This window comes from Candidatus Pelagibacter bacterium nBUS_44, from assembly GCF_051200895.1.
Classification (GTDB): domain Bacteria; phylum Pseudomonadota; class Alphaproteobacteria; order Pelagibacterales; family Pelagibacteraceae; genus Pelagibacter.
The window spans coordinates 49,950-75,857 of record NZ_CP172838.1; the positions used below are offsets into that span (position 1 = coordinate 49,950).

The window sequence follows — 25,908 nt, forward strand, 5'->3', positions numbered from 1 at the left end:
CATTTGTGGTTTTTGATTTTATTAAATTGACTATTTCTTGTGTATTTTAGCGCATAATTTAACCTTCAATTTTTTAATTATGAATAATTAATAGACATTTTATACAAAAAAAATGTTATAAATAAACTTTCCTTAATTAAAAAATGACAAATAAAAATACATATCAAGCTGATTCTATTAAAGTATTAAAAGGTCTGGAGGCTGTTAGAAAAAGGCCAGGAATGTATATCGGCGATACAGATGATGGTACTGGTTTACACCACATGGTTTATGAGGTTGTTGATAACTCCATAGATGAAGCTTTAGCTGGCCATTGTAAAAATATTAACGTTAGAATTAATTCTAATGGCACTATCACAGTAAATGATGATGGTAGAGGAATTCCTATTGATATGCATAAGGGAGAAAAAAAATCAGCAGCAGAAGTTATCATGACACAACTACATGCGGGTGGTAAATTTGATCACGATTCATACAAAGTCTCAGGTGGACTTCATGGAGTTGGAGTTTCTGTTGTAAATGCATTGTCAGAGTCACTACAATTAGAAATAAACAGGGATGGAAAAAAACACTTTATAGAATTTAAAAACGGTGAAGCAAAAGCACCATTAAAAATAACAGGAAAATCTAAAGAAACTGGAACTCAAATAACATTTTTGCCCTCAAAAGAAATTTTTTCTTCCACAAAATTTAGTGCAAATATTCTTATTAAAAGAATGAGAGAATTAGCCTTTTTAAATAAAGGTATTAAAATAATTTTTACAGATGCTAGTTTAAAAAAAGAAAAAGTATCAACATTTAGATTCGATGGTGGTGTGCTTGAGTTTGTAGATTTTCTAGATGAAAAAAGAGAAAAATTACAAAATAAAAATGGAAATGATTTATTCAAAAAACCAATTTATATAGAAGGAAAAAAAGATAATATTGAACTTGAGTGTTCTTTAAAATGGAATGCAAGTTACGCTGAAGATATTTTTCCATACACTAATAACATATATCAAAAAGATGGTGGAACTCATTTATTAGGTTTTAGAAGTGCACTAACAAGAGTTATTAATAAATATGCAAATGAACACAATCTTTTAAAAAAAAACAAATTAGCAATTTCTGGAGATGACATTAAAGAGGGGCTTACTTGTGTATTATCTACGAAAATTCCTGATCCTAAATTTTCATCCCAAACAAAAGATAAGCTAGTTTCATCAGAAGTAAGAATGATTGTAGAAACTGTTGTAAATGAAAAATTATCCATATGGTTTGATCAAAACCCTTCGGTTGCAAAAATAATTCTTGCAAAAGTTATTCAAGCTGCAATGGCAAGAGATGTTGCTCGTAAAGCTAGAGAAAACGTCAGAAGAAAAGGTGCTTTAGAATTAAGTGGCCTCCCAGGAAAACTAGCAGATTGTCAAATAGGAAAACAAGATGGCACAGAATTGTTTATTGTAGAGGGTGACTCAGCAGGTGGATCAGCAAAACAAGGTAGGAATAGAGCCAATCAAGCAGTTTTACCTTTAAGAGGTAAAATTTTAAATACATACGTTGAAGATTTAACTATTAAAAAGAATGGTAATGGTGACAACTCTGAGCAGCAAAGAACAAAGGCTTTATCAAAAATGATTTCATCTAACGAAATAGTTACTTTAATAAATGCATTAGGCTTAGATCCAAAAGTACAAGAAATAGATTTAAAAGATCTAAGATATGGAAAGATTATCATTATGACTGATGCTGATGTTGATGGATCTCATATTAGAGCTCTTTTATTAACTTTTTTTAACAACAAACCATTTAATAAATTAATTGAAAATGGCCATGTATATTTAGCTCAACCACCATTATTTAAAATAAACAAAGGATCAAAAGGAATATATATTAAGGACGAAAAAGAATTAGAGGATTATATTGTTAGTAACAATAAAGAATTAAAAAAATTAAAAAGAGGATCTAAAGAGTTTGTAAAAGAGTTAGATTTAGAAAAATCAAAAATGAACATACAAAGGTTTAAAGGATTAGGTGAGATGAATCCAGAGGAATTGTGGAGCACAACACTAGACCCTGAAACAAGAAATCTATTAAAAGTACAGTATTCAAAAGATCTTAAGAAAGATCAAAGTTTAATACATACTTTGATGGGAAATGATGTTGCTTTGCGAAAAGATTTTATAATTTCAAACGCAATTAATGTTCAAAATCTTGATATCTAATAATGAAGTTCTTTGAAACTTCAAAATATCATTTCTTTAAAAAATCAACTTATATAAACCTAAGATGGATTAGTATTATTGGACAATTAATATCAGTTGACTTTGTCTATTTTTTTCTAAATTTTAATTTTGATTTTATTATTTGTAATTCAGTTATATTTTTAGGTATTTTAAGTAATCTATTTTTAATTTTTATTTACAAAAAAACACAATTATCAGATAGATCAGCTTTTATTTTTTTAGTAATCGATATACTACAACTGGGTGCTTTACTTTATTTAACAGGAGGAGTTACTAATCCATTTATTATTTTTTTACTAATACCAAGCATTTTTTCTTCGTCGAATTTAAGTTTTAAAACTAATTCTTTATTAGTAGTCCTTACGATAGTTATAATTTTTATACTTACATTTTACTCTTTAGATTTACCTTCTCCGATTAACGATCATTTTCATGTTAGTCCGTATTATTTTTATTCAATTCCAATTGCTTTAATAATTGCTTTAATATTTTTGAATTATTTAGCCATGTCATTTGGGACACAATCTCGATTAAGAAGAGAAGCACTAACAAAAATGGAAGAAGTTATGGCTACTGAACATGAGCTTTTATCTTTAGGAGGTCAAGCTGCAGCTGCAGCTCATTCACTTGGAACTCCTTTGTCTACCATCAAGATTATTGCACATGATTTAGAGAAACAATTTAAAGACAAAGAAGACATTAAAAAAGATATAGAGTTACTGTCCAGTCAGGTTGAAAGATGCAATAAAATTTTAAGAAGATTAACATTAAACCCTGTGGAAGAGGATGAATTTATTGATAAAGATCTTTCAATGAAAGATTACTTAAGTGAAATTATTTCGTCATTTAAAGAAATTAGTCAAAAAAAGTTTATTTTTAATTATGATCAATTTTCAAATGTAAAAAAAATAACTAAATCTATAGAAATTGTATACGGTTTAAGAAACTTTATTGGAAATGCTAATAAATTTTCTAAAGAAACAATCTATATAAATTTAAAAAGTGATAGTGAAATTACAGAAATTACTGTTGAAGACGATGGAAATGGCTATCCAAAAGATGTCCTATCAACAATTGGTGAACCGTATTTAAGAACAAAAGATCCTATTGAAAAGATGAAAACAGGTTTGGGATTAGGTTTGTTTATTGGAAAAACACTTTTAGAAAAAAATTTTGCCTTAATCAATTGTAGAAATTCAAAAACTAGAAGTGGGGCAGAAGTAGTTATTAAATGGAAAAATAAAGATTTATTTAATATCTAGTGAAATTTTTTTTTAGTTTCAAATAAAGAACTTAATTGAGAAATCATAACATCTCCTAATTCATTTACATCTGTGATTTTTATTGCTTTATCGTAATATCTTGAAACATCATGACCAATACCAATTGCTAAAACTTCAATTTCAGTTTTGTTTTCTATGAATTTAACCATTTTTTTTAAATGTTTTTCTAAAAAATCCCCTGAATTTACTGAAAGTGTTGAGTTGTCTACTGGAGCACCATCAGAAATTACCATCATAATTTTTCTTTCTTCTTTTCTCTTTTTTATTCTATTATAAGCCCAAGAAATAGCTTCTCCATCAATATTTTCTTTTAATAAACCTTCTTTTAGCATTAGCCCTAAATTATTTTTAGCTTGTCTCCAATGAGTATCAGCTCCTTTGTATATTATATGTCTTAAATCATTTAATCTTCCAGGGGTTTTAGGTTTTGAATTTTTATTCCAAAGCTCTCTACTTTGCCCACCTTTCCAATTTTTTGTTGTAAACCCTAAAATTTCAACTTTAACTGAGCATCTCTCTAAAGTCCTAGACAATATATCTGCACATATTGCAGCTATTGTAATGGGTCTTCCTCTCATAGATCCAGAGTTATCAATTAATAAAGTAACTATTGTATCTTTAAAATCTAAATCTTTTTCTTTTTTAAAAGATAATGAATTATATGGGTCCATAATAATTCTTGGTAATTTTGAACTATCAAGTAAACCTTCCTCTAAATCAAAATTCCACGCTCTATTTTGTTTAGCAAGTAACTGTCTTTGTAATTTGTTTGCAAGTTTAGTTATTACGTCTTGAAACCCAACTAGCTGCTGGTCTAATGTTCTTCTAAGTTTTGCTGCTTCGTCTGCATTCTCTAATTTCTCAGCTTTTGTTACTTCGTCATATTGAGTTGTAAAAATTTTGTAATCTAAATTAATATTATCAAGAGTTTTTTGAACAATTTGTTCTGAGCTTTGTTCATCTGACTCGCTGTCTGAAAGTTGTTCATCTAGATTAAATTCATCAACATTGTAATCAGCGTCTAAACTGGCTTGTGTTTCTTGGTCATTATTTTCATCTTTATTATCTTCTTTATCTTTGTCTTGGTCATCGCTTGAGGGATTGTCTTGCCCTTGATCTTGATTTTCCTCTGTTTTTTCCTCATCTTCTTCACTTTGAAAAATATCCATTTCCTCCAAAATTTGAGAAAATCTCGAGCTATAGTTTTCTTGATTTTCCAAATTTTCTTGCAAAAATTTTTTGTGTTTTTCTACTGATTGCTCAAAGTCTTTTTCCCAAAAATTTAACATTTTTGTTGTTAAAGGATTTAAATTTATTTGATGAAAATTTTTAAGCATATACAACTCAAATGCCTCTGTTACAGGCACGTCTTCTTTTGTTTTTAGTTGTTCTTTCCTTTTAGTATTAATTATATGAGAATAATTCTGTTGAAAATTTTTTTCAATCCCTTTGAGCATTTTACCACCCAATGCTTCATATCTAATTTTTTCAGCAATATTATAGAGAGATCTTGATGAAGTATTAGTTGGAAGGTTTTTTCTATAAATTTTATCATTTGAAAATTTTTTTTTTAAAGCAGAAGAGTCTGTTTCAGCACGTAATTTAACAAAATCACTTGGCTTGGTTAGATTGTCAATTTCAATTGAGTCTAAATTTTTTTTTTATCATTCTTTGACGATTTATTTATTAAATCAAAATCATCTGAAATTACTTTTGCAGTTGAAGTTAATGCTTGTCTAAATTTTTCTTTTAAGTTAGCAATTTTATCGCTCATTTAAATCTGAATATTCATCAAAGACTCTGGTAGCTCTTCCCCAAAACATCTTTGGTAATATTCTGCGATTGTATTTTTTTCAATTTCATCACATTTGTTTAAAAAAGTTACTCTGAATGCATAACCTATATCTTTAAAAATTTCTGAGTTTTCAGCCCAATGCATCACTGTTCTTGGACTCATTACTGTTGAGATATCACCTGCAATAAATCCCTTTCTAGTTAAAGAAGCTACTTTTATCATATTAGCAACTTTCTCTTTACCTTTTGCATTATTGAGATTTTTGTTCTTTGCTAAAACTATATCCATTTCTCTCTCAAGACCAAGATAGTTAAGAGTGGTTACAATGTTCCATCTATCCATTTGACCCTGATTTATTTGTTGAGTTCCATGATAAAGACCGGTTGTATCACCCAGTCCTACAGTATTAGATGTTGCAAATAATCTAAAAAATTTATTTTGTTTAATAACTTTATTTTTATCTAGAAGAGTGAAATTACCCTCTGCTTCCAAAACTCTTTGAATTACAAACATCACATCTGGTCTACCAGCGTCATACTCGTCAAAAACAAGCGCTACTGGATTTTGTATTGACCAAGGTAAAATACCCTCATTAAATTGAGTAACTTGTTTCCCATCCTTAAGAACAATTGCATCTTTTCCTATCAAGTCTATTCTGCTCACATGGCTGTCTAAATTTACACGAATACATGGCCAGTTTAATCTAGCCGCAATTTGTTCTATGTGAGTTGATTTACCAGTTCCATGATATCCTTGAACTAAAACTCTTTTATTGTAGGCAAAACCAGAAATTATTGCCATTGTAGTATCTCTATCAAACTTATAACTTTTATCTATATCAGGAACGTATTCACTCCTTTTTGAAAATGCATCCACTTCCATTTCTGAATCGATCCCAAAAGTTTGTTTTAATGAAACTTTTATGTCAGGTTGAATATTAAGATTTGGTGTCAATTTTTTCTCTATAAGTATTTTTAAGTTGTGTATAAGCTAAAGTTATTAATTTAAGTTTTTCTTCATATTTTTTATTCCCAGCATTTATATCTGGGTGGTATTTTTTGACAAGTAATTTGAACTTGTCTTGGACTTTTTTCCATTTTAATCCAACAGAAACTCCTAATATACTAAAGGCTTTGATATCTTTATGGTTAAATTTAAATTGACGCATATGATCATAGTCACCATTGATTTTGTCTTTATCTAATTCATCTCTTAAAGTGTTATTCCAAAGAACTTTAAAAAAGTTATCAGAAGAACTAAAGCTTTGAGTTGGTTTATGCCAGATCATGTCTGATTTTAAAAAATTTAAAACTTGATCATCATTCATTCCAGAAAAATAATTCCAATTTTTATTAAATTCTTTTACATGTTTTAAGCAAAGCATCCTATATTTTTTGCTATTATCTTTTTCAACTGGTGCTTTATATTCACCAATTTCATTACAATTATTCCAGTCGCAAATATTTTTCATGATGTATAATAGATATTATTTATGGATATAAATGAGTTAATTGCAATTGTAAAAAAAAAACTTACTGATCAAATTAATATTGAAAGTATTAAAATAGAGGATAAGTCTTTTCTTCATAAAAATCATGCTGGTAATCAACAGGGTAGATATCATTTAAAAATTATTTTAATTTCAAAAGAATTAAAAATTTTAAGTAGAATTGAAAGTAATAAAAAAATTTATAAAATTTTGGATAAAGAATTAAAAGAAGATATCCATTCTATACAAATTTTAATTTCTTAATTCACTTTTAATAAACTCAGATAAATTATTTTTTTTATATTCTTTATTAATAATTGGATATCCAATTTTTTTTAATAAAACTAAATTAATTTTATTTGAGGTATTTTTTTTATCTTTAGCCATAAAAGACAATATTTTATTTAAATCTTTAATTTTAAAAAATTTTTTTATTTTTGATGGCAAATTTGCTTTTGAAATATGCTTCAAGATTGAATAGTAGTCATTTTTTTTAATTAATTTATTCTTTAAACTAAAACTTAATGCACTTTGCATACCAAGTATCACAGCTTCACCGTGATTAAGTTTTTTTGAATAACCCAAAGAAGCTTCATAAGCATGAGCAAATGTATGACCAAAATTTAATATTTTTCTTAGGTCTTTTTCTTTTTCATCTTTTTCTACGACACTTTTTTTTATTTTGCAGCTTTCGTATATAGCTTTTTCTATAAATGGAGATGAAAGTTTAAAAATTTTATCAATATTTTTATCCAAAAAATTGTAAAAATTTTTATTTGCAATTAAGGAATGTTTTAAAATTTCACCATAACCACAAATCAATTCTCTTTTTGGCAATGTTTTTAAAAATTGAACATCTGATATAACTAAGTTTGGTTGATAAAAACTTCCTATTAAGTTTTTTCCATATTTAGTGTTTATTCCTGTTTTTCCTCCTATCGATGAGTCGACTTGAGATAATAGAGTAGTTGGAATATTGATAAATCTTAACCCTCTTTTAAATAAACTGGCTGCAAAACCACTTACATCACCTGTAATCCCTCCACCAATAGATATAACACAATCTTCTCTTGAAAAATTTTTGTTTAGCAAGATATCTAAGATTTTATTTACATTATCAAAATTTTTGTTCATTTCACTTGCTTTAAAAAAATGAACATAAAGTTTTTTTTTATTAAGAGACCTTTTTATTTTTGAGATAAATTGTTTTGAAACATTTTTATCTACAATGAGCAAACACTGTTTAAAATTAATTGAATTTTCTTTCAAAATTTTTGATACATTAGTTACTAAATTTGAACCAATGATAATTGAATATTTTTGAGTTTTAGTATTTATTCTTAATTTAATAGGTTTCATAATTTTTTAAAATTTTCCTAACAATTTCTTTTTTTGACAATTTATCACATTTAATTTCATACAAAGATTCAGAATAAACGTTAGATCGTTTTTTTATTAAATCAATCAATTCATTTTCTGTTGAATTAAAAGCAAGAGGTCTTTTTTTGCTATTTTTAATTCTATTCAGCAATATTTCATTACTCCAGTTTAACCAAAAAGAGATATGATTTTTCAGTATTTCTTTTCTGACAACTTTGTTTACAAATGCCCCTCCTCCGAGTGATACGACAATTGAATTAATTTTGAGTATTTTTAGTGTTATTTTTTCTTCAAATTTTCTAAAGTATTCCTCACCTTTTGTCTCAAATATTTTTGGTATAGTTAGGCCTAATTCTTTTTCAATTACTTTATCTACGTCAATGAAATTCAATTTTAATTCTTTTGCAACTAGTGAACCAATAGAAGTCTTTCCTGATCCCATCATACCTAAAAACACAAGATTTTCTTTTGATTTCATAAGTTTCTTTATTGAAAAATCACAAATATGTCTTAATTTGAAATTAACTAAAGTTATATGCAATTTAATAAAAATACAAGTTCGGGTGGATTTAATATTATAGGTATAATCATTAAATTAGCCCTTGGAATAGCTGTTATCCTAGGGCTTGTTTTTTCTATTAGTTTAATTGATCTCCCTGCTCCAAAAAAAGAAATAGAAAAAATTATTCCAAATGAAAACTTTAAAATTGTTAAATAAAAAAAATTTATCAATTATAATCATTTATCTATTATCAACCTTTCCCGCTATTGCTGAAGATAAACCAATAGATATCTGGAATATTGATAAAAAAGAAGTCGAAACCTCAATTAAGGAAAACATATCTGAGGAAAAAATAAATGAAATATCAGAGAGCGGTATTTATCAAATGCAAGCTGATAAAAATATAGATTCAATAAAATTAGATCAAACACTCGCATCAAAAGAAATTAAAATTGCTGGATTATATGATCCAGAAGATCATGGACTAACTATAGATATGTGGTTAAATTCAGATGGGTTAGTTCTTAAAAAACTTTTTAAAAACATAAATAATTATAATCTTTCCAAAGATGCGTCTGAAATTCTTAATATTTCATTATTAACAAATGCATATTATCCAAATCTAAACATAACAGACCAGGAGTTTTTAGAATTTAAATCAAATTGGTTAATTAAAGACTCTAATCTTGAACTAATTGAAGAATACCTTATCAAAAATCAAGTTGTAAATCTTCATCCAGATTTGATGAGATATATGGTTGATAAATATTTGTCTCAATCAAATATTAAAAAATCATGTGAAATCTTTTCTAAAATCAAAGAACCTTTAGAAGACGAATATTTGTCTAAATTTAATTTATATTGTTTGATGAATTATGGAAAAAATGATCAGGCTCAACTAATTTTAGATTTAAAAAAAGAACAAGGTTTTAAAGACGATTATTTTGAAAATAAAATTAATTATCTATTTGGATATATAGATCAGCCTAACAAAGAAGTATCAGAAAAATCTATTTTAGATTTTCATCTAGCTCATAGAACAAATTCTGAATTTTCATATGATCCAAAAAAAGATACTCCAAAATTAATTTGGAAATATCTATCAACCTCAAACTTATTATATAATATCCAAGATCTTGAAATTACGGATATAGATAAAATTTCAACCATTGAAAAAGCAACACATGATAAAAATTATTCAGAACAAGATTTATTTGAATTTTACAAACGTTTTCAATTCAATATTAGTCAATTAATAAACACTGATGAAGTATACAAAACTTTATCACCTATAGAGGGAAGAGCATTAGTTTATCAAAGATTGCTGCTTGCAAAAGATCCTGAGCTTAAATTAGGGCTAATTAAGACTTTAAAAGATATATTCAAAAAAGATGGTATTGGTAATGCATTTGAGGAAGAATTAAAAAAATTTCTAATTCAAATTAAAAAAGAAGACATACCTTCTAATTTTACAACATTTTATGCAAATTATACAAAAACAGATGAAGTCATTGATAAGAAAGTAAAATATAATAATAAGATTTTACATCAATCTAAATTAGTTAATTATTTTAATGGAGATTATGCAAAATCTAAAATTGAAGCAGATTTAGATAAGTTTTTAAAAAAAATTAAAAAGGATAAAAAATATTTTTTATCTAAAAAAGATATAATTTTCTTAGAGGCTCTTAAAGCAGATGGTGTAAAAATTTCTAAAAAATACAAAAGCCTCTACCAAATCAATGAGTCAGAGATGCCGTCCGATATTCAAAAAATGATTGATAATAAAGAATTTGGGGTAGCCTTATTAAGAATTGTTGAGGTTATTGGTCCTGATAAGATTGAAGACATTGATGACGATACTTTTTATTTTATAATTAGCACACTGAATCAACTAAATGTTGATTTAATTAGGAATAAGCTTTTATTAAAAGTTCTTCCTTTAAAAGTTTAAAAATTATAATAAAATAATTAGAAATGGCAGTTAAAACTATAATCACAGAACCAAATAAGTTACTTAGACAGATTTCAAAACCTGTTGAAAATGTAGGCAAAGAAGAACAGCAACTCATGAACGATATGTTGGATACAATGTATGACGCCAATGGTATAGGTCTTGCAGCAATTCAAATAGGTATCCCAAAACGAATTATAGTAATGGATATTGGTAAGGAAGAAAAAAAAGAACCCAGATATTTTGTTAATCCAGTAATTATGATCAAAGACTCAATCAAAAATACACATGAAGAAGGATGCTTGTCAGTACCAGATCAATTTGCAGAAATAGATAGACCAAGTAAGTGTGAAGTAGAGTATCTTGATTATAATGGAAAAAAACAATTGTTAAAAGCTGATGGGTTACTTGCAACGTGTATTCAGCACGAAATGGATCACTTAGAGGGAATATTATTCATTGATTATCTTTCAAAATTAAAGAAATCTATGATTATAAAAAAACTATCTAAATTAAAATCAAATACAGCAATCCTTTAATTAATGGCTAAAAAGATTGTTTTTATGGGTACGCCAATGTTTGCTGTTCCTATTTTAAAATCATTGTATCAAAATGGATATCCAATATCAGATGTGTATACACAACCTCCTAAAAAATCACAAAGAGGTCAGAAAATAAATAAATCACCAATTCAAGGAATCGCTGAAACTCTAAATTTAAAATTTAGAACTCCAAAATATTTAAAAAATAATGATGAGGAATATAACTATTTTAAAAGTTTGGATGCTGATCTCGCAATAGTTGTTGCTTATGGCCAAATTATTCCAAAAGAATTTTTAAGTTTAACTAAAAAAGGATTTATTAATATTCACGCATCTTTGTTACCAAAATGGAGAGGTGCAGCACCCATACAAAGGTCTATAATGAACCTTGACAAAGAAACAGGAGTAAGTGTTATGAAAATAGCTGAACAACTTGATACAGGTCCAGTATGTAATACTTATAAAATAAATTTAGAAAATAATTTAAATGCAAGTGATGTTTCTGATAAATTATCTTTAATAGCAGCTGAAAAATTATTAGATAATATTGATGATATTCTGGAAGATAAAGCAAAATTTATTGATCAAGATCATTCAAAAGCGACATATGCTTTTAAAATTCAAAAAGCTGAGGGTGAAATCAATTGGAATGATGAAGCAAAAAACATTATTGGAAAAATAAATGGTCTATATCCTGTGCCAGGTGCTTTCTTTATATACAAAGGCGAAAGATATAAAATTTTAAAAGCAGAAATTGGCAATGGGATTGGAAGGCCAGGAGAAATTGTTTCTGATTATTTAGAGATTGTTTGTGGTGACAAGCAAACAATAAAGATTCAAGAGATCCAAAGACAAGGAAAAAGGCCACAAAATATCGGTGAATTTATGCTTGGTTCACAAATTAAAAAGGGTGCTGTAATCTAAGTGATCAGGTATCAAATACTTATTGAATACGTTGGTACTGATTTTAGGGGATGGCAAATTCAAAAAAAAGGCTCAACTATTCAAGGTCTTATTCAAGAAAATCTCTCAAAACTTTTAAAAGAAAAAATAATTTTAAATGGCTCGGGTAGAACTGATACTGGCGTTCATGCAATTGAACAGTCAGGTCATTTTGATAGCAAAAAGGAGATTCTAGACTTAACAAAGTTTTTAAAATCAATTAATCATTTTACAAATGATCAGGGTGTTGCAATAAAAAAAATTAGAAAAAGAAGTAGTAAATTCCATTCAAGATTTTCTGCAAAACAGAGGATTTATAAATACATAATTTTTAATCAATTAAGTGCTCCTGTAATTGAGAAAAAAAGAGGATGGCATGTAAGAAAACCATTGGACTTAGATTTAATTAAAAAAGGAGCTAAGAAATTAATTGGAACTCACGATTTTTCTACTTTTAGATCTTCAAGTTGTCATGCAAAAAGTCCTATTAGAACAATTAAATCGGTAAAAGTTAAATCATCAAAAAACAAAATAGAAATAGAATTTAGATCGCAATCTTTTTTACAACAACAAGTTAGATCGATGGTTGGTTGTTTGAAATATTTAGGTGAAAATAAATGGGATTTGAAAAAATTTAATAAAGTTTTTAAATCTAAAAAAAGGATTTTTTGTGCTCCACCCGCACCCCCAGAGGGACTTTTTTTAACGAGAATTATTTATTAATCTACTCTTATTACTCATAGCAAATTTTTTATTAATTCGCCATCTTGATTCTGATCGTACTATATAACCACAACAATTTTTAGATTTACACTTACATAGGAATTGTTTGTAGTTTTCATCAAAGCCAAATCCATAATCACAAGTAAACTCTTCTCCCTTTTTTATATCCTTAATTGCTTTAACCCAAATCTTAAGACCTTTACCGTCATAATCGCAATTATTATTACACGAATGATTAATTAAACCTGCTGTATTCCATGAAAAGTCTCCATCTAGATCGTATCTCTTATTAATAGTAAATAAATAAATTGGCTTACCATTGTCATATTTATCTGACTCCTCAGTTTGTTTTTTTGTAATTAGTTTTCCAACATAATCAATTATTTTAGTTCCTTCTTTGATATCTCTTGTTGCGTATAAACCTCTACCTTTTTTATCGATGTTGGACTTTTTAATTCTATAAAGTTTCATACAAGTTTTTTAGAGTTTATATTTTAATTATCAATTAAATTCTATCAGTGCATCGACATGTCTTTTAGAGCTATCTTGAAGAGCTTTAAGATCATAGCCTCCTTCAAGAATTGAAACTACATTTCCATTACACATAGATTTAGAAATTTCCAATGTTCTTTTTGTTAATTGATAAAAATCTTCCGAGCCAAGTTTTAATTGGGCTAAAGGATCATCAATGTGAGCGTCAAAACCTGCAGAAAATAATAGAAATTCAGGTCTAAATTCCTTTAATTTTTTTAAAACATTTTCATATGCATTTAAATATTCCTCAGCAGTGGTGCCAGCTTCAAGTGGAACATTTAAAACATTGTTAAATTTACCTTTTTCTTTTTCTGAGCCAGATCCAGGATAGTAAGGATATTGATGTGTTGAAATGTATAACACTTTTTCATTATCATAAAAAATGTTCTGTGTTCCATTTCCATGATGAACATCAAAATCTATAATTGCAACTTTACTATAATTATATTTTTTAATTAGATAGTTAGCACCAACAGCAACATTATTGTAAATACAAAATCCCATTGCTTTATCTTTTTCTGCATGATGTCCTGGTGGTCTTACAGCGCAAAACGCATTTTTAAATTCTTTTTGTTGAACGCCATCTATAGCAGAAATTATTGATCCAACGGCATCTTTAGTAGCATCTTTGCTTCCAGGTGAAACAACTGTGTCTCCGTCAAGAAAAGTCAAACCATTTTCTGGAAATGATTTATTTACGAGATCAATGTATTTAGAAGAATGTGTATTAATTAATAAAGATTGATCAAATTTAGCTGGTTTTTTCCAAATTAATTTTTTGTTATCAATTTTTTGAAAATTATCAATAACAGCTGTTACTCTATCAATTTTTTCTGGATGTCCTTCTCCTGTATTATGATTTTGATAAGTATCAGAGGTAACTAGACCAGTTTTCACTTAAAATAATTTTGTAAAATATTTGAATAAATCAATGTAAGTTTTTTTAAATCAGACAATGAAACAGCTTCATCTACTTTATGCATTGTTTTACCAACTAGACCAAATTCTAAACATGGAGCTATTTTTCTAATAAATCGCGCATCAGAAGTACCGCCAGTTGTTGATAATTGAGGTTTAATTTTTGTAATTTTTTCTATGATATCTCTAATCATAAAAGTTGTTTTATTTGGTTTTGTAAGAAATGCTTCTCCAGAAACACTATAATCAATTTTATATTTTGATTTATTTTTATTACTAATTTTTTTTATAATTCTATCAATTTTCTTTTTAATAGAACTTGAAGTATGCTTGTTATTAAATCGAATATTAAATTTAGCGTTAGCTAGGCCAGGAATTACATTATCTGCAAAATTATCAATATTTATCTTAGTAATCTCAAGATTTGTAGGTTGAAAATCCTTTGTACCATTATCAAATTTAATTTCTTTCAATTCCTTTAAAATTTGTACCAATGCTGTTGATGGATTATTTGCCCTTTGAGGATAAGCTACATGACCCTGAACACCTATAATTGTAAGTCTACCAGTCATACTTCCTCTTCGTCCTATTTTAACCATTTCACCTAATTTATTAGGATTGGTAGGTTCACCTACTAAACAAAAATCTATTTTTTCTTTTTTCTTTTTTAAGTAATCAACTACTTTTTTAGTTCCATTAATTGCAACACCTTCTTCATCTCCTGTAATTAAAAAACTAATAGAGCCGTTAAATTTTCTTTTATTTGAAACGAAACTACTGACTGCAGAAACAAATGCAGCAATCGAGCTTTTCATATCATTAGCACCTCTTCCAATTAAGTAACCTTTTTTTATGGAGGGTTTAAATGGGTTTACTGTCCAATCTTTCAAATTTCCTGGAGGGACCACATCTAAGTGACCTGCATAACAAAAATTTGGACCTTTATTACCAAGTCTTGCATAAAGATTTTTTACTGGTTTGCTATTCTTCTCTTTAAACTCTAAAATTTTAGTTTTAAAACCAAGCGTTTTAAGCTTTTTTTCTAAGAACTTCATTATACCAGCATCAATAGGTGTTACGGTTGGAAATTTAATTAGCTCCTTAGCTAATTGAAGTTCATTAATTGAAGCCATAAATCTATTCTCTTAAAAGATCGTTAACAGAAGTTTTAGACCTTGTTTTTTCATCAACCTGTTTAATGATAACTGCACAATAAAGCGATGGAGCAGAGGCATTATTTTTATCTGGTAATGATCCAGGTACTACCACAGAGTAAGGAGGAATTTTTCCATAAGTTATCTCTCCAGTTTTTCTGTTTACTATTTTAGTAGATTGTCCAATATACATTCCCATACTTAAAACTGATCCTTCTCCAACAATGACACCTTCAACAACTTCTGACATTGCTCCTATAAAACAATTATCTTCAATAATAGTTGGTAAGGCTTGGGCAGGTTCTAATACTCCACCAATTCCACTTCCTGCAGAGATATGACAATTCTTTCCAATTTGGCAACAACTGCCTGCACGACTGAAGGTATCCATCATAGTACCCTCGTCGATATAAGCTCCAATATTAACGTAGCATGGCATTAGTACTGCATTTTTACCAACAAAAGATCCTTTTCTTACAGGAGAGTTTGGTACCATTCTAAATCCAGCTTTCTCATGATCTTCTTTTGTCCAACCAGCTGTCTTACCTTTTAATAAATGTGCTTTGTCATACCAGCTACTATAAGGTCCATTTAAATTTTCCATTGGGTAAATTCTAAAGCTTAGCATAATAGCTTTTTTAATATGTTGATGAGTAACCCATTCCCCATTAATTTTTTCTGCAACTCTAACTTTACCACTATCTAAATCAGCAATCATTTGATTGATTGCATCTTTCAAGTTTTGCTCAGAGTCTTGGTTTACATTATCTCTATTTACCCACGCATCATTTATTATTTTTTCAATATCACTCATATTTTTTATTCAGATAGTTAATTTAGTTGTTCTTTAATATATTAATTTCTTGAAGAAAAGAAGGCAAGTTCTTAATCTTATAATCTATATATGGTTTGCCAGAGTCTTTTTTGGCAAAGGTCTCGTCATTTTCTAACCAGCAAGTTTTCATTCCTAAGTTTTTAGCCTGTTCTAAATTGTGAGCAATATCTTCAATTAAAATTGATTGATTCGGATCTAAATCAAATTTTTTTATCAATTTTTGATATGGATCTAAGTGTGGTTTTGGAACATAATTTGCATCTGTAATATCAAAGGCACCATCAAATAATCCATCAATACCAAGTTGTTTTGTAACGTTTTCAACATGTGCATGTGATCCATTGGTAAAAATAATCTTCTTTTCTTTTATCTTAATAAGCTCTTCTCTTAAAATTTTGTCTTTGGGCAACCAACTAATATCAATATCATGAACAAATTCTAAAAATTCTTGTGGATTTATATTGTCATGGTTCATTAAACCAGAGAGCGTTGTTCCATATTCATAAAAATATTTTTTTTGAATTTCTTTAGCTTTTACAAGATCAACATTAAATTTTTTTGAGATGAAAGAAGACATCTTTTTGTCTACTTCAGAAAAAACCTGAGTTTGACCACTATAAAGAGTGTTATCAAGGTCAAATATCCAATATTTTATATCGACTAAATCTTTCATTGTCTAATTAGGGTTCCAGATCCTTTGTCAGATAATAATTCAAAAAGTATAGAGTGGTTTTTTCTACCATCAATGATTACGACACCTTTTACTCCATTACTAGCAACGTCTAAACAATTGTTGATTTTAGGTATCATGCCTCCAGTAATTGTTTCATTTTCAATTAACTCTTTGATTGAAGTCGAATTAATTTCAGGAATTAGTTTTTGATTATTATCTAAAACACCTTCAACATCACTCATAATAATTAGTCTTCTTGCCTCAATTTTTTTTGCAATTGAGCCAGCAGCTGTATCAGCGTTTATATTATAAGTTTGATTATTTTCATCTTGGCCTAATGGGGCAATTACTGGTACTTTTTTATCATTAACGATTTTATCAATAATAGTTCTATCAATCTTAGTAGGTGCTCCAACGAACCCTAATTCTTCATTTTCTTTTATTACAGTAATTAAATTGTTGTCTTTAGAGTTAACAGTTTCACTGTTACAAGATTGTTTTTTTAAAGCTTCAACTATCTCTTGATTAAATTCTATTAAAACTTGTTCAACTATTTTAATAGTTTCTTTTCCTGTAATCCGAAGTCCTTTTATAAATTCACTATTAATTCCTAATTCATTTAATTTGTTACTTATTCTTTTACCTCCACCATGAACAATTATAGGAATGAAACCTAATTTACTTAATGTTGTAATATCTTTTATAAAAATATCGAATAAGTTTTGATCAACTAGGACACTTCCACCACATTTAATAACAATGTATTCATCATTGTATTTTTCTAAATATTTTTTTACTTCATCAATTGAGGGGCCATCAGATGGTAGGATCTTTTTTAACTCTTCTTCTTTGACTTCCAACATTAAGTGGTTGTTTTAATAGTAGTTCTTTTCATAATGAACACTTGTTGAGCCATTGTTAAAATATTATTAACAGTCCAGTAAATTACTAATCCTGCAGGGAATGGTGCCAGTATTACTGTTAGGAAAAGTGGAAAGAACATAAATATTTTTGCCTGCATAGGATCTGTCGGAGCAGGATTAAGTTTTTGTTGAATAAACATTGATACACCCATTGCAATAGGCCAAGCACCAATCATTAAAAATGAGGGAACATCATAAGGTAATAAACCAAATAAATTGAAGAGAGATGTAGGATCTCTTTCTGACAAATCTTGTATCCATCCAAAAAATGGCATTTGTCTCATTTCAATTGTTACAAACAACACTTTGTATAATGCAAAAAATACTGGAATTTGAACTAGTATAGGTAAACATCCGGACATAGGGTTAACTTTCTCTTTCTTATAAAGAGCCATCATTTCTTGCTGTAATTTCATTTTATCTTCTTTATGAAGATCTTTAAGTCTAGCCATTTCAGGCTGAAGAGCTTTCATTTTTGCCATACTTTTAAATGAGAAGTTTGCAAGTGGAAAGAATGCTAGTCTTATACAAAATGTAATTGCTATAATTGCAAGACCATAATTTCCTAATAATTTAAAAAAGTAATCTATGCCATGGAATAAAGGTTTTGTAATAAAATACATAATCCCCCAATCAATTGCCAAATCAAATTTATCAATATTCAATGACTCTGCGTATCCATCAATTACATCTACTCTCTTAGCAGCTACTATTACTTGCAATTTATCTTCGATAGTCGAGTTTCCTTTTAATTCTAGAGGCTCTGTTCCCACAAAGTTTGCTCTAAATTTATCTTTGTAGTCAAATGTAGTTTTAAATTCCTTACCTTTTGGAGGTATCAATGAAGTGATCCAAAATTTATCAGAAATTCCAAGCCATCCTTTTTGCGAAGTTCTTGAAAACTTTTCTTCTTGAATGTCATCATAATCTTCTTCAATTAATTCTTCATCTAATGTTGCTATTAAACCTTCATGAAGAATGTAAAAATTGGAAATATCTGGAATTTCTTTTCTGATAATTTGACCATAAGTGTAAAAATCAAACTCTTTTTTTGTTGGATTTATTACTTTCTGTTTAATTGTGAATAAAAATTTGTTATCTAAATTTATCTCTTTCTCAAAAGTAATTCCCTGATCGTTAGTCCAAGATAATCTAACTGGGGATTGATTAGTTAGTTTATTGTTTCCTGATACAGACCAAACCGAATTAGAATTTGGAATATCAATATTTTTATCAGAAGTTATAAAACCACTCTCTATAAAATATCCATCTTTAGTATTTCTTGGTGTTAAAAGAGTAACTTTCTCATCACTATTTAAAGCTACATTATATTCTTTAAAGGTTAAGTCATCGATTGCAGCACCCTTTAAAGAAATCGAACCAACTATATTTTGATTTTCAAATTGAATTCTTTTATTTTGGTTTAAAGCCTCTTCTCTTGTAATTTCAGTTATAGTCTCTTTTTGATCCAAACTAGGCGCATCTGAATTTTGTTCATTTTTATTTTTTTCAGCTAAGTTCTCTTTTGTAATTGGGGGAGGCGCAAAAAATAAGCTATATAAAATAATAACTGCAGCAGACAAAGAAATAGCTGCAATGACGTTTTTAGTATCCATTATTTTTTAACTTTCATTTCTTTTTTAACTGGATCGAAACCATCTCCACCTCCTAAAAACTTTATAGGATGGCACGACAAAATTCTTTTTAAGCTCATAAAACTACCTTTAGCTAAACCAAATTCTTTTAGAGCCTCTATGCTATATTCTGAACAAGTTGGTAAATATCTGCAGGATTGACCAAGTAATGGACTAATAAGGAATTTATAACCTTTAATAAATTTAATTAAAATAATTGTAAAGATGTTCATTATTTAATTTTTTCTAAATCCTGAAATAGAGTTTCTTTTATATTTTTGTACTCATTGTTTAACATAGTTGACTTAGCAATAACAAGATATGAATAGTTAAATTTTAATGTTACTTTTTTAACTGCCTCATTAACAATATTTCTTAATCTACGTTTAATTTTATTTCTTTTTACCGCATTCCCAATTTTCTTTTTAGTCACAAAACTAATATTAAGTTTACGGTCATCTTTGTCAGTTAGTTGACCAAAAAAAATTGTAACATATTTGTTAGAAATCTTTTTCTGCTTAAGTAGATTTTTGAATTCTTCGTTTTTTGAAAGAGCAAGTATTTTGCTTTTCATTTATCTAGACTGATACAGTTAATGATTTTCTTCCTCTAGCTCTTCTTCTAGCTAAAAGTTTTTGTCCACCTTTAGTTTTCATTTTTGACCTAAAGCCATGTTTTCTAGCTCTTTTAACGTTAGATGGTTGATATGTTCGCTTCATAATGTGATTAAAATTTATTAATTTTTCGCTCTTTATAGTAATTAAATATATAAATAGCAAATAGAAGATTTTAAAATTAGCATTGTATTTAATGGAAAAAGCTAAAAAAATTAAATTATTTGTAGGATTATTTTATCTTACGGCTATTTGTTTATTTTTATATTTTTTCTTTTCAAAATTTACCTTTCAAGAGATCACCAGTTATGAGTTTATAAAAAATAACAGGGATTATTTTTTTGAATTAAAAAAATCCAATCTGATTTTATCTGCAAGTTTGTTTGTTTTATTTTGTATAATTTGGACTTTAGCTGGTGGTTTTGGTAGCCCAATTATTTTATTCGGAGGATTTGTGTTTGGAAATTGGTTTGGAACTTTACTTTTAATCACTGGAATGACTATTGGTGCAATAGGTCTTTATATTTTTGCAAATTATTTTTTAAAAGATTTAATAAGACAAAAATTTTTAAATAAGTTTAAAAATCTTGAATTTAAATTCAAAAAATCAGAATTTTTATATTTATTAATTTATAGATTTGTTGGAGGTATTCCGTTTGCAATTTCAAATATTTTACCTTGTATTTTTAATGTTAAAACTTCTAATTTTTTTTGGGCAACTTTAATTGGAATGATTCCTCAGCTATTTATTGTAACTTCAATTGCAAGTGGATTGGAAAAGATTATTGATCAGAATCTTGAGCCGCCAGGCATAATGGATGTGATCACTACTCCAAATATTTATGTTCCACTAATAATATTTTTAGGATTAGTGGTTGTTACAATTTTTGTTAGAAAAATATTTTATAAGAATAATTAAATTTGGTGCTCCCACCCTGTACTGACCAGGAAATTAGTCATTACCAATGACTTGATATACCATTTATCTATAGGAGCTTATTAACAAAATAATATTTATTGATAATAAAGCATTTTTTTCAAAATATTGCCTTAATTTTTTGGTTATTATGCTTTATATCTACGTGAGGAAAATTTTATGGGAATTCATTACGATTATAAATCTACTAAAGGTAATAAGCTTATGGAGAAGCAAGCTAAAAGAGAGAAGAAGCTTGCAGAAAAAAAAGCTAAACGTTTAGCGAAAGAAGGCCCAAAAGAAGAGGAAGTTAAACCTGAAACTTTGGATGCTTCAAAGCCAATTACATTAGACTTTCTTACTAATCCAGATAAAGAATGAATTCCAAAGAAAAAAATGAGCGTTTAAGCTTAGCGTTAAGAAAAAATTTAAAAAAACGAAAACTTTTTCAAAAAAAAACTAAGAAGAAAACTAAATAATGTCAGTTCTTTCAGATAAGTGGATTAGAAAAATGTCTAAAGAAGAAGACATGATTTCTCCTTTTGAAGAAAAACAAGTCAGAGGAGACAGCATCTCTTATGGGTTATCATCATTTGGTTATGATGCTCGAGTTTCTGATGAATTTAAAATTTTTACCAATGTGAACTCAGAAATAGTCGATCCTAAAAATTTTAAACCAACAAACTTTGTTACAAAAAATGTATCAGAATGTATTATTCCACCAAATTCATTTGTTTTAGCAAGAACAGTTGAAAAATTTAAAATTCCAGATGATGTATTAGTTATTTGTCTTGGTAAATCTACTTATGCAAGATGTGGAATTATTGTGAATGTTACGCCTCTAGAACCAGGTTGGGAAGGGTATGTAACACTTGAATTTTCGAACACCACACCTCTTCCTGCTAAAATATATGCAAATGAAGGTGTTGCTCAATTTATATTTTTAAAGGGAAATGAAAAACCAGAAGTTACATACGCTGATCGTGATGGAAAGTATATGGGTCAAACTGGGGTAACGTTACCTAAAGTTTAGTTATGCAAAAACTAGAAGTCTTTGGTGCTAATAAGCTCAAAGGACAAATAAAAATATCAGGCTCAAAAAATGCATCCTTACCAATTTTAGCTGCAACTTTACTTTCAAAAAAAAAAATTTACTTAAAAAATTTACCAAGGGTAAAAGACATTGAAACGATGGTTAGTTTGTTGCAATCCTTAGGATCTAAAATTAAATTCAATCAGAATAACTTAGTCATTGATAATATAAAACAAAACAAAAGTTTTGCACCTTACAGTTTAGTTAAAACTATGAGAGCAGGAATTTTAGTGCTTGGACCTTTATTAGCAAAATTTGGTAAGGCAAAAGTATCTTTACCAGGAGGTTGTGCGATTGGTACTAGACCTGTTGATGTACATTTAAATGCTTTATCAAAGTTAGGAGTTAAATATAAAATTGTCCAAGGGTATGTCCATGCTATTGCAGCAAAAGGATTAATTGGGAGTAAAATTCGATTCTCAAAAATCTCAGTTGGTGCTACCGAAAATTTAATAATTGCAGCGAGTTTTGCTAAAGGAACAACAGTTTTAAGTAACTGTGCAATTGAACCAGAAATTAAAGATTTAGTTAATTTTTTAAAAAATATGGGATGTAATATTAAATGGACTAGCAAACGCTCAGTAAAAATTGAAGGAGTATCAGAGGTAAAAGAAATTACATATTCGGTTATGTTTGATAGAATTGAAGCTGGAACTTATTTAGTTGCAGCTGCTGTAACAGCAGGAAATTTAAAGATAAAAAATGTTGTCCCAAAAATAATCCAAACAGAAATTAATACTTTAAAAAAAATAGGTGCAAAAATTAATGTTAAGAAAAATGAAGTTCACATTATTGGTAATAAAAAGATTAAAAGTATGAATATCAAAACAGCACCGTATCCTGGTTTCCCAACTGATTTGCAGGCTCAAATAATGGTATTGCTGTGTAAAGCTAACAAACAATCTGTGATTAAAGAAGATATCTTTGAAAATAGGTTTATGCACGTTGCTGAATTGAATCGAATGGGTGCTAAAATTTCTACTAATGGTAATACTGCTAAAGTTACTGGTAACATTAATTTTGCGGCAGCTGAATTGATGGCAACAGACCTAAGAGCTTCTGTTTCATTAATACTTGCAGCCTTAACAGCAAAAGGAAAATCAGTGATTAATAGAATTTATCATCTTGACCGTGGATATGAAAATATAGAAAAGAAACTAAAAAAAGTTGGAGCAAAAATTAGAAGAGTTAATTAATGGATAAGAAATATTTAGCAAAAATTATAGCTTCGGATAATGAAGGTTTACAAATGATTTCAGCATGTACCGCTGGAGCAAAAGTTAAAGTTTTAGATATAAAATACCTAGCAGAAAATAAAGTTTTCTTGATATCGGTTGAGAGAACCAAAATTGAAACTGATCAGGAAGATAAGAAAATTAACAGCATTTGCAGGTTTGATTGTGTAGATAAAGTTAAATCTAAAAATATAGATCAAAAAAATGAAGATTTAGTTTTAGAATTAATTGCAATAGATTATCTAAAAAATAAAGATGATTATGAGATTAATTTAATTTTCAACAATAATGCTCACATTGCTTTGACTACAGAAACAATTGAAGTAAGACTGGAAGATCAAAACGAAATTAAAGATTAATGAAAATATTAAACAGTAATAGTAAAAATTTTGATAAAAACTTAGATAGTTTACTTTTACAAAGAAAGAGAAAAGTACAATCTAATTCAGTTTCAGTTTCAAGTATTATTAAAGATGTTAGGAAAAATGGAGACAAAGCTATAGTAAAATATGAAAAAAAATTTAATCAAAACACTGCAATTATTCCTTCTCAAAAACAGATTTCTAATTCAATAAAATCACTTGATAAAAAGGTGAAGCAGGCAATTGATATTGCCTATAATAGAATTTACAAATTTCATTCACTTCAAAAATTTAAGAATATTTCTTACGTAGATAAGTATAAAAATAAACTTGAGTATAAATATGTTCCTTTAGAATCTGTTGCAATTTATGTGCCTGGTTCAACAGCATCATATCCATCCAGTGTGTTAATGAATGCTATCCCAGCAATTGTTGCAGGCGTTAAAAGAGTTGTGATGATTAATCCAGGATTTAAAGGAAAACAAAATCCAGCGGTATTATATGCGGCGCGTAAATGTAAAATTAAAGAAATTTATTCAATTGGTGGGCCTTCTGCGATTGCGACTGCAGCTTACGGAACAAAGAAAATAAATAAAGTTAATAAGATAGTAGGTCCTGGTAATGCTTATGTAGCTGCTGCTAAAAAAGAAGTTTTTGGTGATGTTGGAATAGAGGGAATGACTGCAGGCCCTTCAGAAGTCACTATTGTTTGTGATAAATTTTCAAATCCAGAATGGATTGCAAGCGATTTAATAGGACAAGCAGAACATGATAATCTTGCTCAATGCATATTAATTTCTAAAGACAAATCCTTAATTGATAAAGTTAAAAATGAAATTACAAAACAATTAAAAGAAATTCCAAGATCCTCTATTGCAAGACAAAGCTTATCAAGTAATGGAATTTTAATGCATATTAGTTCTGATAAGAAAATAATTGATGTAGTGAACAAGATAGCACCTGAACATTTAGAACTGAATGTTAAAAATTATAATTCTTTTGTGCCAAAAATTAAAAACTCAGGATCTATTTGTCTTGGAAAATATGCTGTAATGGCAATGACAGACTATAATGTTGGTTCAAACCACATATTGCCAACTAATGGTTCAGCAAAATACTCAAGTGGAGTAAGTGTTAATGAATTTTATAAACGGATTTCTTATATAAACTTATCTAAAAAGGGTATTGAAAGTCTTGGTCCTTCAGTTATAACACTTGCAAATTATGAAGGATTAGCAGGACATGCTCAATCTGTTAAAAAAAGAATTAGGAGAAAATAAAATTGTCTAAACAAGATTTGCTTGAATTTAAAGGAAAGGTCATGGACCTACTTCCAAACGCAATGTTTAGAGTAAAGCTGGAGAATGGGCATACGGTTACAGCCCATACTGCAGGTAAGTTAAGAAAAAATAGAATTAGAGTATTGCAAGGGGATAACGTGACTGTGGAGATGACACCTTATGACCTTACAAAAGGCAGAATAATCTTTAGAGGATAATTCTTTGCCTCGGTAGCTCAGGAGTAGAGCAGAGCCCTGAAAAGGCTTGTGTCGGAGGTGCGAATCCTTCCCGAGGCACCACCATCATCAACTTTTTTCATCTTGAAATTATTAAAAAACCAAATTAGCTTTATAAAATAATAAATAACATAAGGACTAAGAAATAAGATGAGCACACTAACTGGTAAAATTAAATGGTATAACGGAGCAAAAGGCTATGGTTTCATTGAAAGAGATGACAAAGAAAAAGATGCCTTTGTACACGCATCAGCAGTTAAAGAAGCTGGTATGAGATATCTTAATGAAGGGGATAAATTAGAGTTTTCATTAGAGGATGGCCCAAAAGGACCTTCTGCAGTTAATCTAAAAAAAATAGACTAATTCTAAAATATTTCAAAGGGTGTTAAATTCACTATTAGATTTACGTCCTTTTTATTATTACTTGAATTATAACAATTATTGTCTAAAAGACTGCTCATGATTATAAATATTACATACAGAGAGACTTCAAGAAGCACTCATAGAATCTGTTTCCATAGCCTGTAGGCTATTTATTTATAATATAATTTTTAATCCACACAAAAATAATATAAAAACAAGGAATGCCTGGGTGGTGTAACGGTTAGCACGAAAGTTTGTGGAACTTTAAGTTTGAGTTCGATTCTCAGCCCGGGTACCAAAAAA

At 28.4% G+C, this 25,908-nt stretch carries 30 protein-coding genes, 2 tRNA genes and 1 pseudogene; 18 read left to right on the forward strand and 15 right to left on the reverse strand.

Annotated elements, in window-relative coordinates:
* The first annotated feature begins 143 nt into the window (after window positions 1-143).
* Window positions 144-2,204, forward strand: coding sequence for a DNA gyrase subunit B (locus ACIJYB_RS00230; RefSeq protein WP_435151109.1), 2,061 nt, complete (start codon window positions 144-146; stop codon window positions 2,202-2,204).
* A gap of 2 nt (window positions 2,205-2,206) precedes the next feature.
* On the forward strand, window positions 2,207-3,487 hold the full coding sequence (locus tag ACIJYB_RS00235; protein ID WP_435151110.1) for an ActS/PrrB/RegB family redox-sensitive histidine kinase: 1,281 nt from the start codon (window positions 2,207-2,209) through the stop codon (window positions 3,485-3,487).
* Here ACIJYB_RS00235 and ACIJYB_RS00240 read toward each other — a convergent pair.
* From ACIJYB_RS00240 to ACIJYB_RS00250, 3 genes and pseudogenes are all read right to left on the reverse strand, one after another.
* Window positions 3,484-5,282, reverse strand: a pseudogene (locus ACIJYB_RS00240) (cobaltochelatase CobT-related protein). The gene ACIJYB_RS00235 and the pseudogene ACIJYB_RS00240 overlap by 4 nt on opposite strands.
* On the reverse strand, window positions 5,283-6,257 hold the full coding sequence (cobS, locus tag ACIJYB_RS00245; RefSeq protein WP_435151111.1) for a cobaltochelatase subunit CobS: 975 nt from the start codon (window positions 6,255-6,257) through the stop codon (window positions 5,283-5,285).
* Window positions 6,241-6,774, reverse strand: coding sequence for a J domain-containing protein (locus ACIJYB_RS00250; RefSeq protein ID WP_435151113.1), 534 nt, complete (start codon window positions 6,772-6,774; stop codon window positions 6,241-6,243). Before ACIJYB_RS00250 ends, cobS begins: the two co-directional genes overlap by 17 nt.
* 21 nt (window positions 6,775-6,795) lie before the next feature.
* On the opposite strand from ACIJYB_RS00250, the gene ACIJYB_RS00255 reads away from it, so the two are divergent.
* Window positions 6,796-7,056, forward strand: coding sequence for a BolA/IbaG family iron-sulfur metabolism protein (locus ACIJYB_RS00255; protein ID WP_435086110.1), 261 nt, complete (start codon window positions 6,796-6,798; stop codon window positions 7,054-7,056).
* On the opposite strand, the gene aroB is transcribed toward ACIJYB_RS00255, so the two are convergent.
* Complete coding sequence (gene aroB / locus ACIJYB_RS00260; protein WP_435151115.1) at window positions 7,045-8,151, reverse strand: 3-dehydroquinate synthase; 1,107 nt, start codon at window positions 8,149-8,151, stop codon at window positions 7,045-7,047. The two genes, ACIJYB_RS00255 and aroB, sit on opposite strands and share 12 nt — an antisense overlap.
* A complete protein-coding gene (locus ACIJYB_RS00265; RefSeq protein WP_435151117.1) occupies window positions 8,138-8,650 on the reverse strand; it encodes a shikimate kinase in 513 nt (170 codons plus the stop codon). The genes aroB and ACIJYB_RS00265 overlap by 14 nt, the downstream gene beginning before the upstream one ends.
* Before the next feature lie 57 nt (window positions 8,651-8,707).
* On the opposite strand from ACIJYB_RS00265, the gene ACIJYB_RS00270 reads away from it, so the two are divergent.
* The 5 genes from ACIJYB_RS00270 to truA are packed head-to-tail and all read left to right on the forward strand — an operon-like array spanning window position 8,708 to window position 12,835.
* A complete protein-coding gene (locus ACIJYB_RS00270; RefSeq protein WP_435151119.1) occupies window positions 8,708-8,890 on the forward strand; it encodes a hypothetical protein in 183 nt (60 codons plus the stop codon).
* A complete protein-coding gene (locus tag ACIJYB_RS00275) occupies window positions 8,865-10,628 on the forward strand; it encodes a hypothetical protein (RefSeq protein WP_435151120.1) in 1,764 nt (587 codons plus the stop codon). Before ACIJYB_RS00270 ends, ACIJYB_RS00275 begins: the two co-directional genes overlap by 26 nt.
* A gap of 23 nt (window positions 10,629-10,651) precedes the next feature.
* Complete coding sequence (gene def / locus ACIJYB_RS00280; protein ID WP_435151122.1) at window positions 10,652-11,167, forward strand: peptide deformylase; 516 nt, start codon at window positions 10,652-10,654, stop codon at window positions 11,165-11,167.
* 3 nt (window positions 11,168-11,170) lie between these two features.
* Window positions 11,171-12,094, forward strand: a complete 924-nt coding sequence (gene fmt / locus ACIJYB_RS00285; protein WP_435151123.1) for a methionyl-tRNA formyltransferase — start codon at window positions 11,171-11,173, stop codon at window positions 12,092-12,094.
* Window positions 12,095-12,835: a tRNA pseudouridine(38-40) synthase TruA gene (gene truA / locus ACIJYB_RS00290; protein ID WP_435151125.1), complete on the forward strand. Its 741-nt coding sequence runs from the start codon at window positions 12,095-12,097 to the stop codon at window positions 12,833-12,835.
* On the opposite strand, the gene ACIJYB_RS00295 is transcribed toward truA, so the two are convergent.
* From ACIJYB_RS00295 to rpmH, 10 genes are read right to left on the reverse strand one after another with little or no spacing between them, the layout of a single operon-like run.
* Complete coding sequence (locus ACIJYB_RS00295) at window positions 12,815-13,306, reverse strand: SET domain-containing protein (RefSeq protein WP_435151127.1); 492 nt, start codon at window positions 13,304-13,306, stop codon at window positions 12,815-12,817. The two genes, truA and ACIJYB_RS00295, sit on opposite strands and share 21 nt — an antisense overlap.
* A 30-nt stretch (window positions 13,307-13,336) precedes the next feature.
* Complete coding sequence (locus ACIJYB_RS00300) at window positions 13,337-14,266, reverse strand: histone deacetylase family protein (protein WP_435151129.1); 930 nt, start codon at window positions 14,264-14,266, stop codon at window positions 13,337-13,339.
* Window positions 14,263-15,420 carry a succinyl-diaminopimelate desuccinylase gene (dapE, locus tag ACIJYB_RS00305; RefSeq protein ID WP_435151131.1) on the reverse strand — a complete coding sequence of 386 codons (1,158 nt, stop codon included), beginning with the start codon at window positions 15,418-15,420 and terminating at the stop codon, window positions 14,263-14,265. Before dapE ends, ACIJYB_RS00300 begins: the two co-directional genes overlap by 4 nt.
* Before the next feature lie 4 nt (window positions 15,421-15,424).
* Window positions 15,425-16,255 (reverse strand): 2,3,4,5-tetrahydropyridine-2,6-dicarboxylate N-succinyltransferase, encoded by an 831-nt coding sequence (dapD, locus tag ACIJYB_RS00310; protein ID WP_435151133.1) that lies wholly within the window; start codon window positions 16,253-16,255, stop codon window positions 15,425-15,427.
* Window positions 16,256-16,277: 22 nt separating this feature from the next.
* Complete coding sequence (locus ACIJYB_RS00315; RefSeq protein ID WP_435151135.1) at window positions 16,278-16,949, reverse strand: pyrimidine 5'-nucleotidase; 672 nt, start codon at window positions 16,947-16,949, stop codon at window positions 16,278-16,280.
* Window positions 16,946-17,812 carry an acetylglutamate kinase gene (gene argB, locus ACIJYB_RS00320; protein WP_435151137.1) on the reverse strand — a complete coding sequence of 289 codons (867 nt, stop codon included), beginning with the start codon at window positions 17,810-17,812 and terminating at the stop codon, window positions 16,946-16,948. Before argB ends, ACIJYB_RS00315 begins: the two co-directional genes overlap by 4 nt.
* Window positions 17,812-19,488: a membrane protein insertase YidC gene (yidC, locus tag ACIJYB_RS00325; RefSeq protein WP_435151139.1), complete on the reverse strand. Its 1,677-nt coding sequence runs from the start codon at window positions 19,486-19,488 to the stop codon at window positions 17,812-17,814. Before yidC ends, argB begins: the two co-directional genes overlap by 1 nt.
* A complete protein-coding gene (gene yidD / locus ACIJYB_RS00330) occupies window positions 19,488-19,739 on the reverse strand; it encodes a membrane protein insertion efficiency factor YidD (RefSeq protein WP_435151140.1) in 252 nt (83 codons plus the stop codon). Before yidD ends, yidC begins: the two co-directional genes overlap by 1 nt.
* The gene (rnpA, locus tag ACIJYB_RS00335; protein WP_435151141.1) at window positions 19,739-20,080 is read right to left on the reverse strand and encodes a ribonuclease P protein component; all 342 of its coding nucleotides are present in this window, start codon (window positions 20,078-20,080) and stop codon (window positions 19,739-19,741) included. Before rnpA ends, yidD begins: the two co-directional genes overlap by 1 nt.
* A 4-nt stretch (window positions 20,081-20,084) precedes the next feature.
* Window positions 20,085-20,225 carry a 50S ribosomal protein L34 gene (rpmH, locus tag ACIJYB_RS00340; protein ID WP_008545591.1) on the reverse strand — a complete coding sequence of 47 codons (141 nt, stop codon included), beginning with the start codon at window positions 20,223-20,225 and terminating at the stop codon, window positions 20,085-20,087.
* Window positions 20,226-20,316: 91 nt separating this feature from the next.
* Here rpmH and ACIJYB_RS00345 point away from each other — a divergent pair, with 91 nt between their 5' ends.
* The 10 genes from ACIJYB_RS00345 to ACIJYB_RS00390 all read left to right on the forward strand — a co-directional run bounded on the left by ACIJYB_RS00345 (window position 20,317) and on the right by ACIJYB_RS00390 (window position 25,903).
* On the forward strand, window positions 20,317-21,039 hold the full coding sequence (locus tag ACIJYB_RS00345) for a TVP38/TMEM64 family protein (protein WP_435151142.1): 723 nt from the start codon (window positions 20,317-20,319) through the stop codon (window positions 21,037-21,039).
* Between the two features lie 177 nt (window positions 21,040-21,216).
* Window positions 21,217-21,417 (forward strand): hypothetical protein, encoded by a 201-nt coding sequence (locus ACIJYB_RS00350; RefSeq protein ID WP_435151144.1) that lies wholly within the window; start codon window positions 21,217-21,219, stop codon window positions 21,415-21,417.
* A gap of 97 nt (window positions 21,418-21,514) precedes the next feature.
* Window positions 21,515-22,069: a dCTP deaminase gene (gene dcd, locus ACIJYB_RS00355; protein ID WP_435151146.1), complete on the forward strand. Its 555-nt coding sequence runs from the start codon at window positions 21,515-21,517 to the stop codon at window positions 22,067-22,069.
* A gap of 2 nt (window positions 22,070-22,071) precedes the next feature.
* Complete coding sequence (gene murA, locus ACIJYB_RS00360) at window positions 22,072-23,325, forward strand: UDP-N-acetylglucosamine 1-carboxyvinyltransferase (RefSeq protein ID WP_435151147.1); 1,254 nt, start codon at window positions 22,072-22,074, stop codon at window positions 23,323-23,325.
* Window positions 23,325-23,723 carry a DUF2948 family protein gene (locus ACIJYB_RS00365; protein WP_435151148.1) on the forward strand — a complete coding sequence of 133 codons (399 nt, stop codon included), beginning with the start codon at window positions 23,325-23,327 and terminating at the stop codon, window positions 23,721-23,723. Before murA ends, ACIJYB_RS00365 begins: the two co-directional genes overlap by 1 nt.
* A complete protein-coding gene (gene hisD, locus ACIJYB_RS00370) occupies window positions 23,723-25,006 on the forward strand; it encodes a histidinol dehydrogenase (protein WP_435151150.1) in 1,284 nt (427 codons plus the stop codon). The genes ACIJYB_RS00365 and hisD overlap by 1 nt, the downstream gene beginning before the upstream one ends.
* 2 nt (window positions 25,007-25,008) lie before the next feature.
* Window positions 25,009-25,224, forward strand: coding sequence for a translation initiation factor IF-1 (infA, locus tag ACIJYB_RS00375; RefSeq protein WP_023649077.1), 216 nt, complete (start codon window positions 25,009-25,011; stop codon window positions 25,222-25,224).
* A 6-nt stretch (window positions 25,225-25,230) separates the two neighbouring features.
* Window positions 25,231-25,305: transfer RNA gene (locus ACIJYB_RS00380), tRNA-Phe, on the forward strand.
* 87 nt (window positions 25,306-25,392) lie between these two features.
* A complete protein-coding gene (locus tag ACIJYB_RS00385) occupies window positions 25,393-25,605 on the forward strand; it encodes a cold-shock protein (RefSeq protein ID WP_435086149.1) in 213 nt (70 codons plus the stop codon).
* 223 nt (window positions 25,606-25,828) lie between these two features.
* Window positions 25,829-25,903, forward strand: a tRNA-His gene (locus ACIJYB_RS00390).
* The last annotated feature ends 5 nt before the right edge of the window (window positions 25,904-25,908 follow it).

Excerpts from the sequence above, each read along its gene's own strand:
- ACIJYB_RS00265 (WP_435151117.1), bottom strand. The coding sequence starts at position 8,650 with ATGAAATCAAAAGAAAATCTTGTGTTTTTAGGTATGATGGGATCAGGA.
- dcd (WP_435151146.1), top strand. The coding sequence starts at position 21,515 with ATGTCAGTTCTTTCAGATAAGTGGATTAGAAAAATGTCTAAAGAAGAA.
- fmt (WP_435151123.1), top strand. The coding sequence starts at position 11,171 with ATGGCTAAAAAGATTGTTTTTATGGGTACGCCAATGTTTGCTGTTCCT.
- argB (WP_435151137.1), bottom strand. The coding sequence starts at position 17,812 with ATGTTGGAAGTCAAAGAAGAAGAGTTAAAAAAGATCCTACCATCTGAT.
- ACIJYB_RS00365 (WP_435151148.1), top strand. The coding sequence starts at position 23,325 with ATGGATAAGAAATATTTAGCAAAAATTATAGCTTCGGATAATGAAGGT.
- ACIJYB_RS00345 (WP_435151142.1), top strand. The coding sequence starts at position 20,317 with ATGGAAAAAGCTAAAAAAATTAAATTATTTGTAGGATTATTTTATCTT.
- yidD (WP_435151140.1), bottom strand. The coding sequence starts at position 19,739 with ATGAACATCTTTACAATTATTTTAATTAAATTTATTAAAGGTTATAAA.
- murA (WP_435151147.1), top strand. The coding sequence starts at position 22,072 with ATGCAAAAACTAGAAGTCTTTGGTGCTAATAAGCTCAAAGGACAAATA.
- ACIJYB_RS00235 (WP_435151110.1), top strand. The coding sequence starts at position 2,207 with ATGAAGTTCTTTGAAACTTCAAAATATCATTTCTTTAAAAAATCAACT.
- ACIJYB_RS00350 (WP_435151144.1), top strand. The coding sequence starts at position 21,217 with ATGGGAATTCATTACGATTATAAATCTACTAAAGGTAATAAGCTTATG.
- dapD (WP_435151133.1), bottom strand. The coding sequence starts at position 16,255 with ATGAGTGATATTGAAAAAATAATAAATGATGCGTGGGTAAATAGAGAT.
- yidC (WP_435151139.1), bottom strand. The coding sequence starts at position 19,488 with ATGGATACTAAAAACGTCATTGCAGCTATTTCTTTGTCTGCTGCAGTT.
- aroB (WP_435151115.1), bottom strand. The coding sequence starts at position 8,151 with ATGAAACCTATTAAATTAAGAATAAATACTAAAACTCAAAAATATTCA.
- hisD (WP_435151150.1), top strand. The coding sequence starts at position 23,723 with ATGAAAATATTAAACAGTAATAGTAAAAATTTTGATAAAAACTTAGAT.
- ACIJYB_RS00295 (WP_435151127.1), bottom strand. The coding sequence starts at position 13,306 with ATGAAACTTTATAGAATTAAAAAGTCCAACATCGATAAAAAAGGTAGA.
- ACIJYB_RS00270 (WP_435151119.1), top strand. The coding sequence starts at position 8,708 with ATGCAATTTAATAAAAATACAAGTTCGGGTGGATTTAATATTATAGGT.
- dapE (WP_435151131.1), bottom strand. The coding sequence starts at position 15,420 with ATGGCTTCAATTAATGAACTTCAATTAGCTAAGGAGCTAATTAAATTT.
- rnpA (WP_435151141.1), bottom strand. The coding sequence starts at position 20,080 with ATGAAAAGCAAAATACTTGCTCTTTCAAAAAACGAAGAATTCAAAAAT.
- def (WP_435151122.1), top strand. The coding sequence starts at position 10,652 with ATGGCAGTTAAAACTATAATCACAGAACCAAATAAGTTACTTAGACAG.
- ACIJYB_RS00275 (WP_435151120.1), top strand. The coding sequence starts at position 8,865 with ATGAAAACTTTAAAATTGTTAAATAAAAAAAATTTATCAATTATAATC.
- ACIJYB_RS00250 (WP_435151113.1), bottom strand. The coding sequence starts at position 6,774 with ATGAAAAATATTTGCGACTGGAATAATTGTAATGAAATTGGTGAATAT.
- ACIJYB_RS00315 (WP_435151135.1), bottom strand. The coding sequence starts at position 16,949 with ATGAAAGATTTAGTCGATATAAAATATTGGATATTTGACCTTGATAAC.
- ACIJYB_RS00385 (WP_435086149.1), top strand. The coding sequence starts at position 25,393 with ATGAGCACACTAACTGGTAAAATTAAATGGTATAACGGAGCAAAAGGC.
- ACIJYB_RS00255 (WP_435086110.1), top strand. The coding sequence starts at position 6,796 with ATGGATATAAATGAGTTAATTGCAATTGTAAAAAAAAAACTTACTGAT.
- ACIJYB_RS00230 (WP_435151109.1), top strand. The coding sequence starts at position 144 with ATGACAAATAAAAATACATATCAAGCTGATTCTATTAAAGTATTAAAA.
- rpmH (WP_008545591.1), bottom strand. The coding sequence starts at position 20,225 with ATGAAGCGAACATATCAACCATCTAACGTTAAAAGAGCTAGAAAACAT.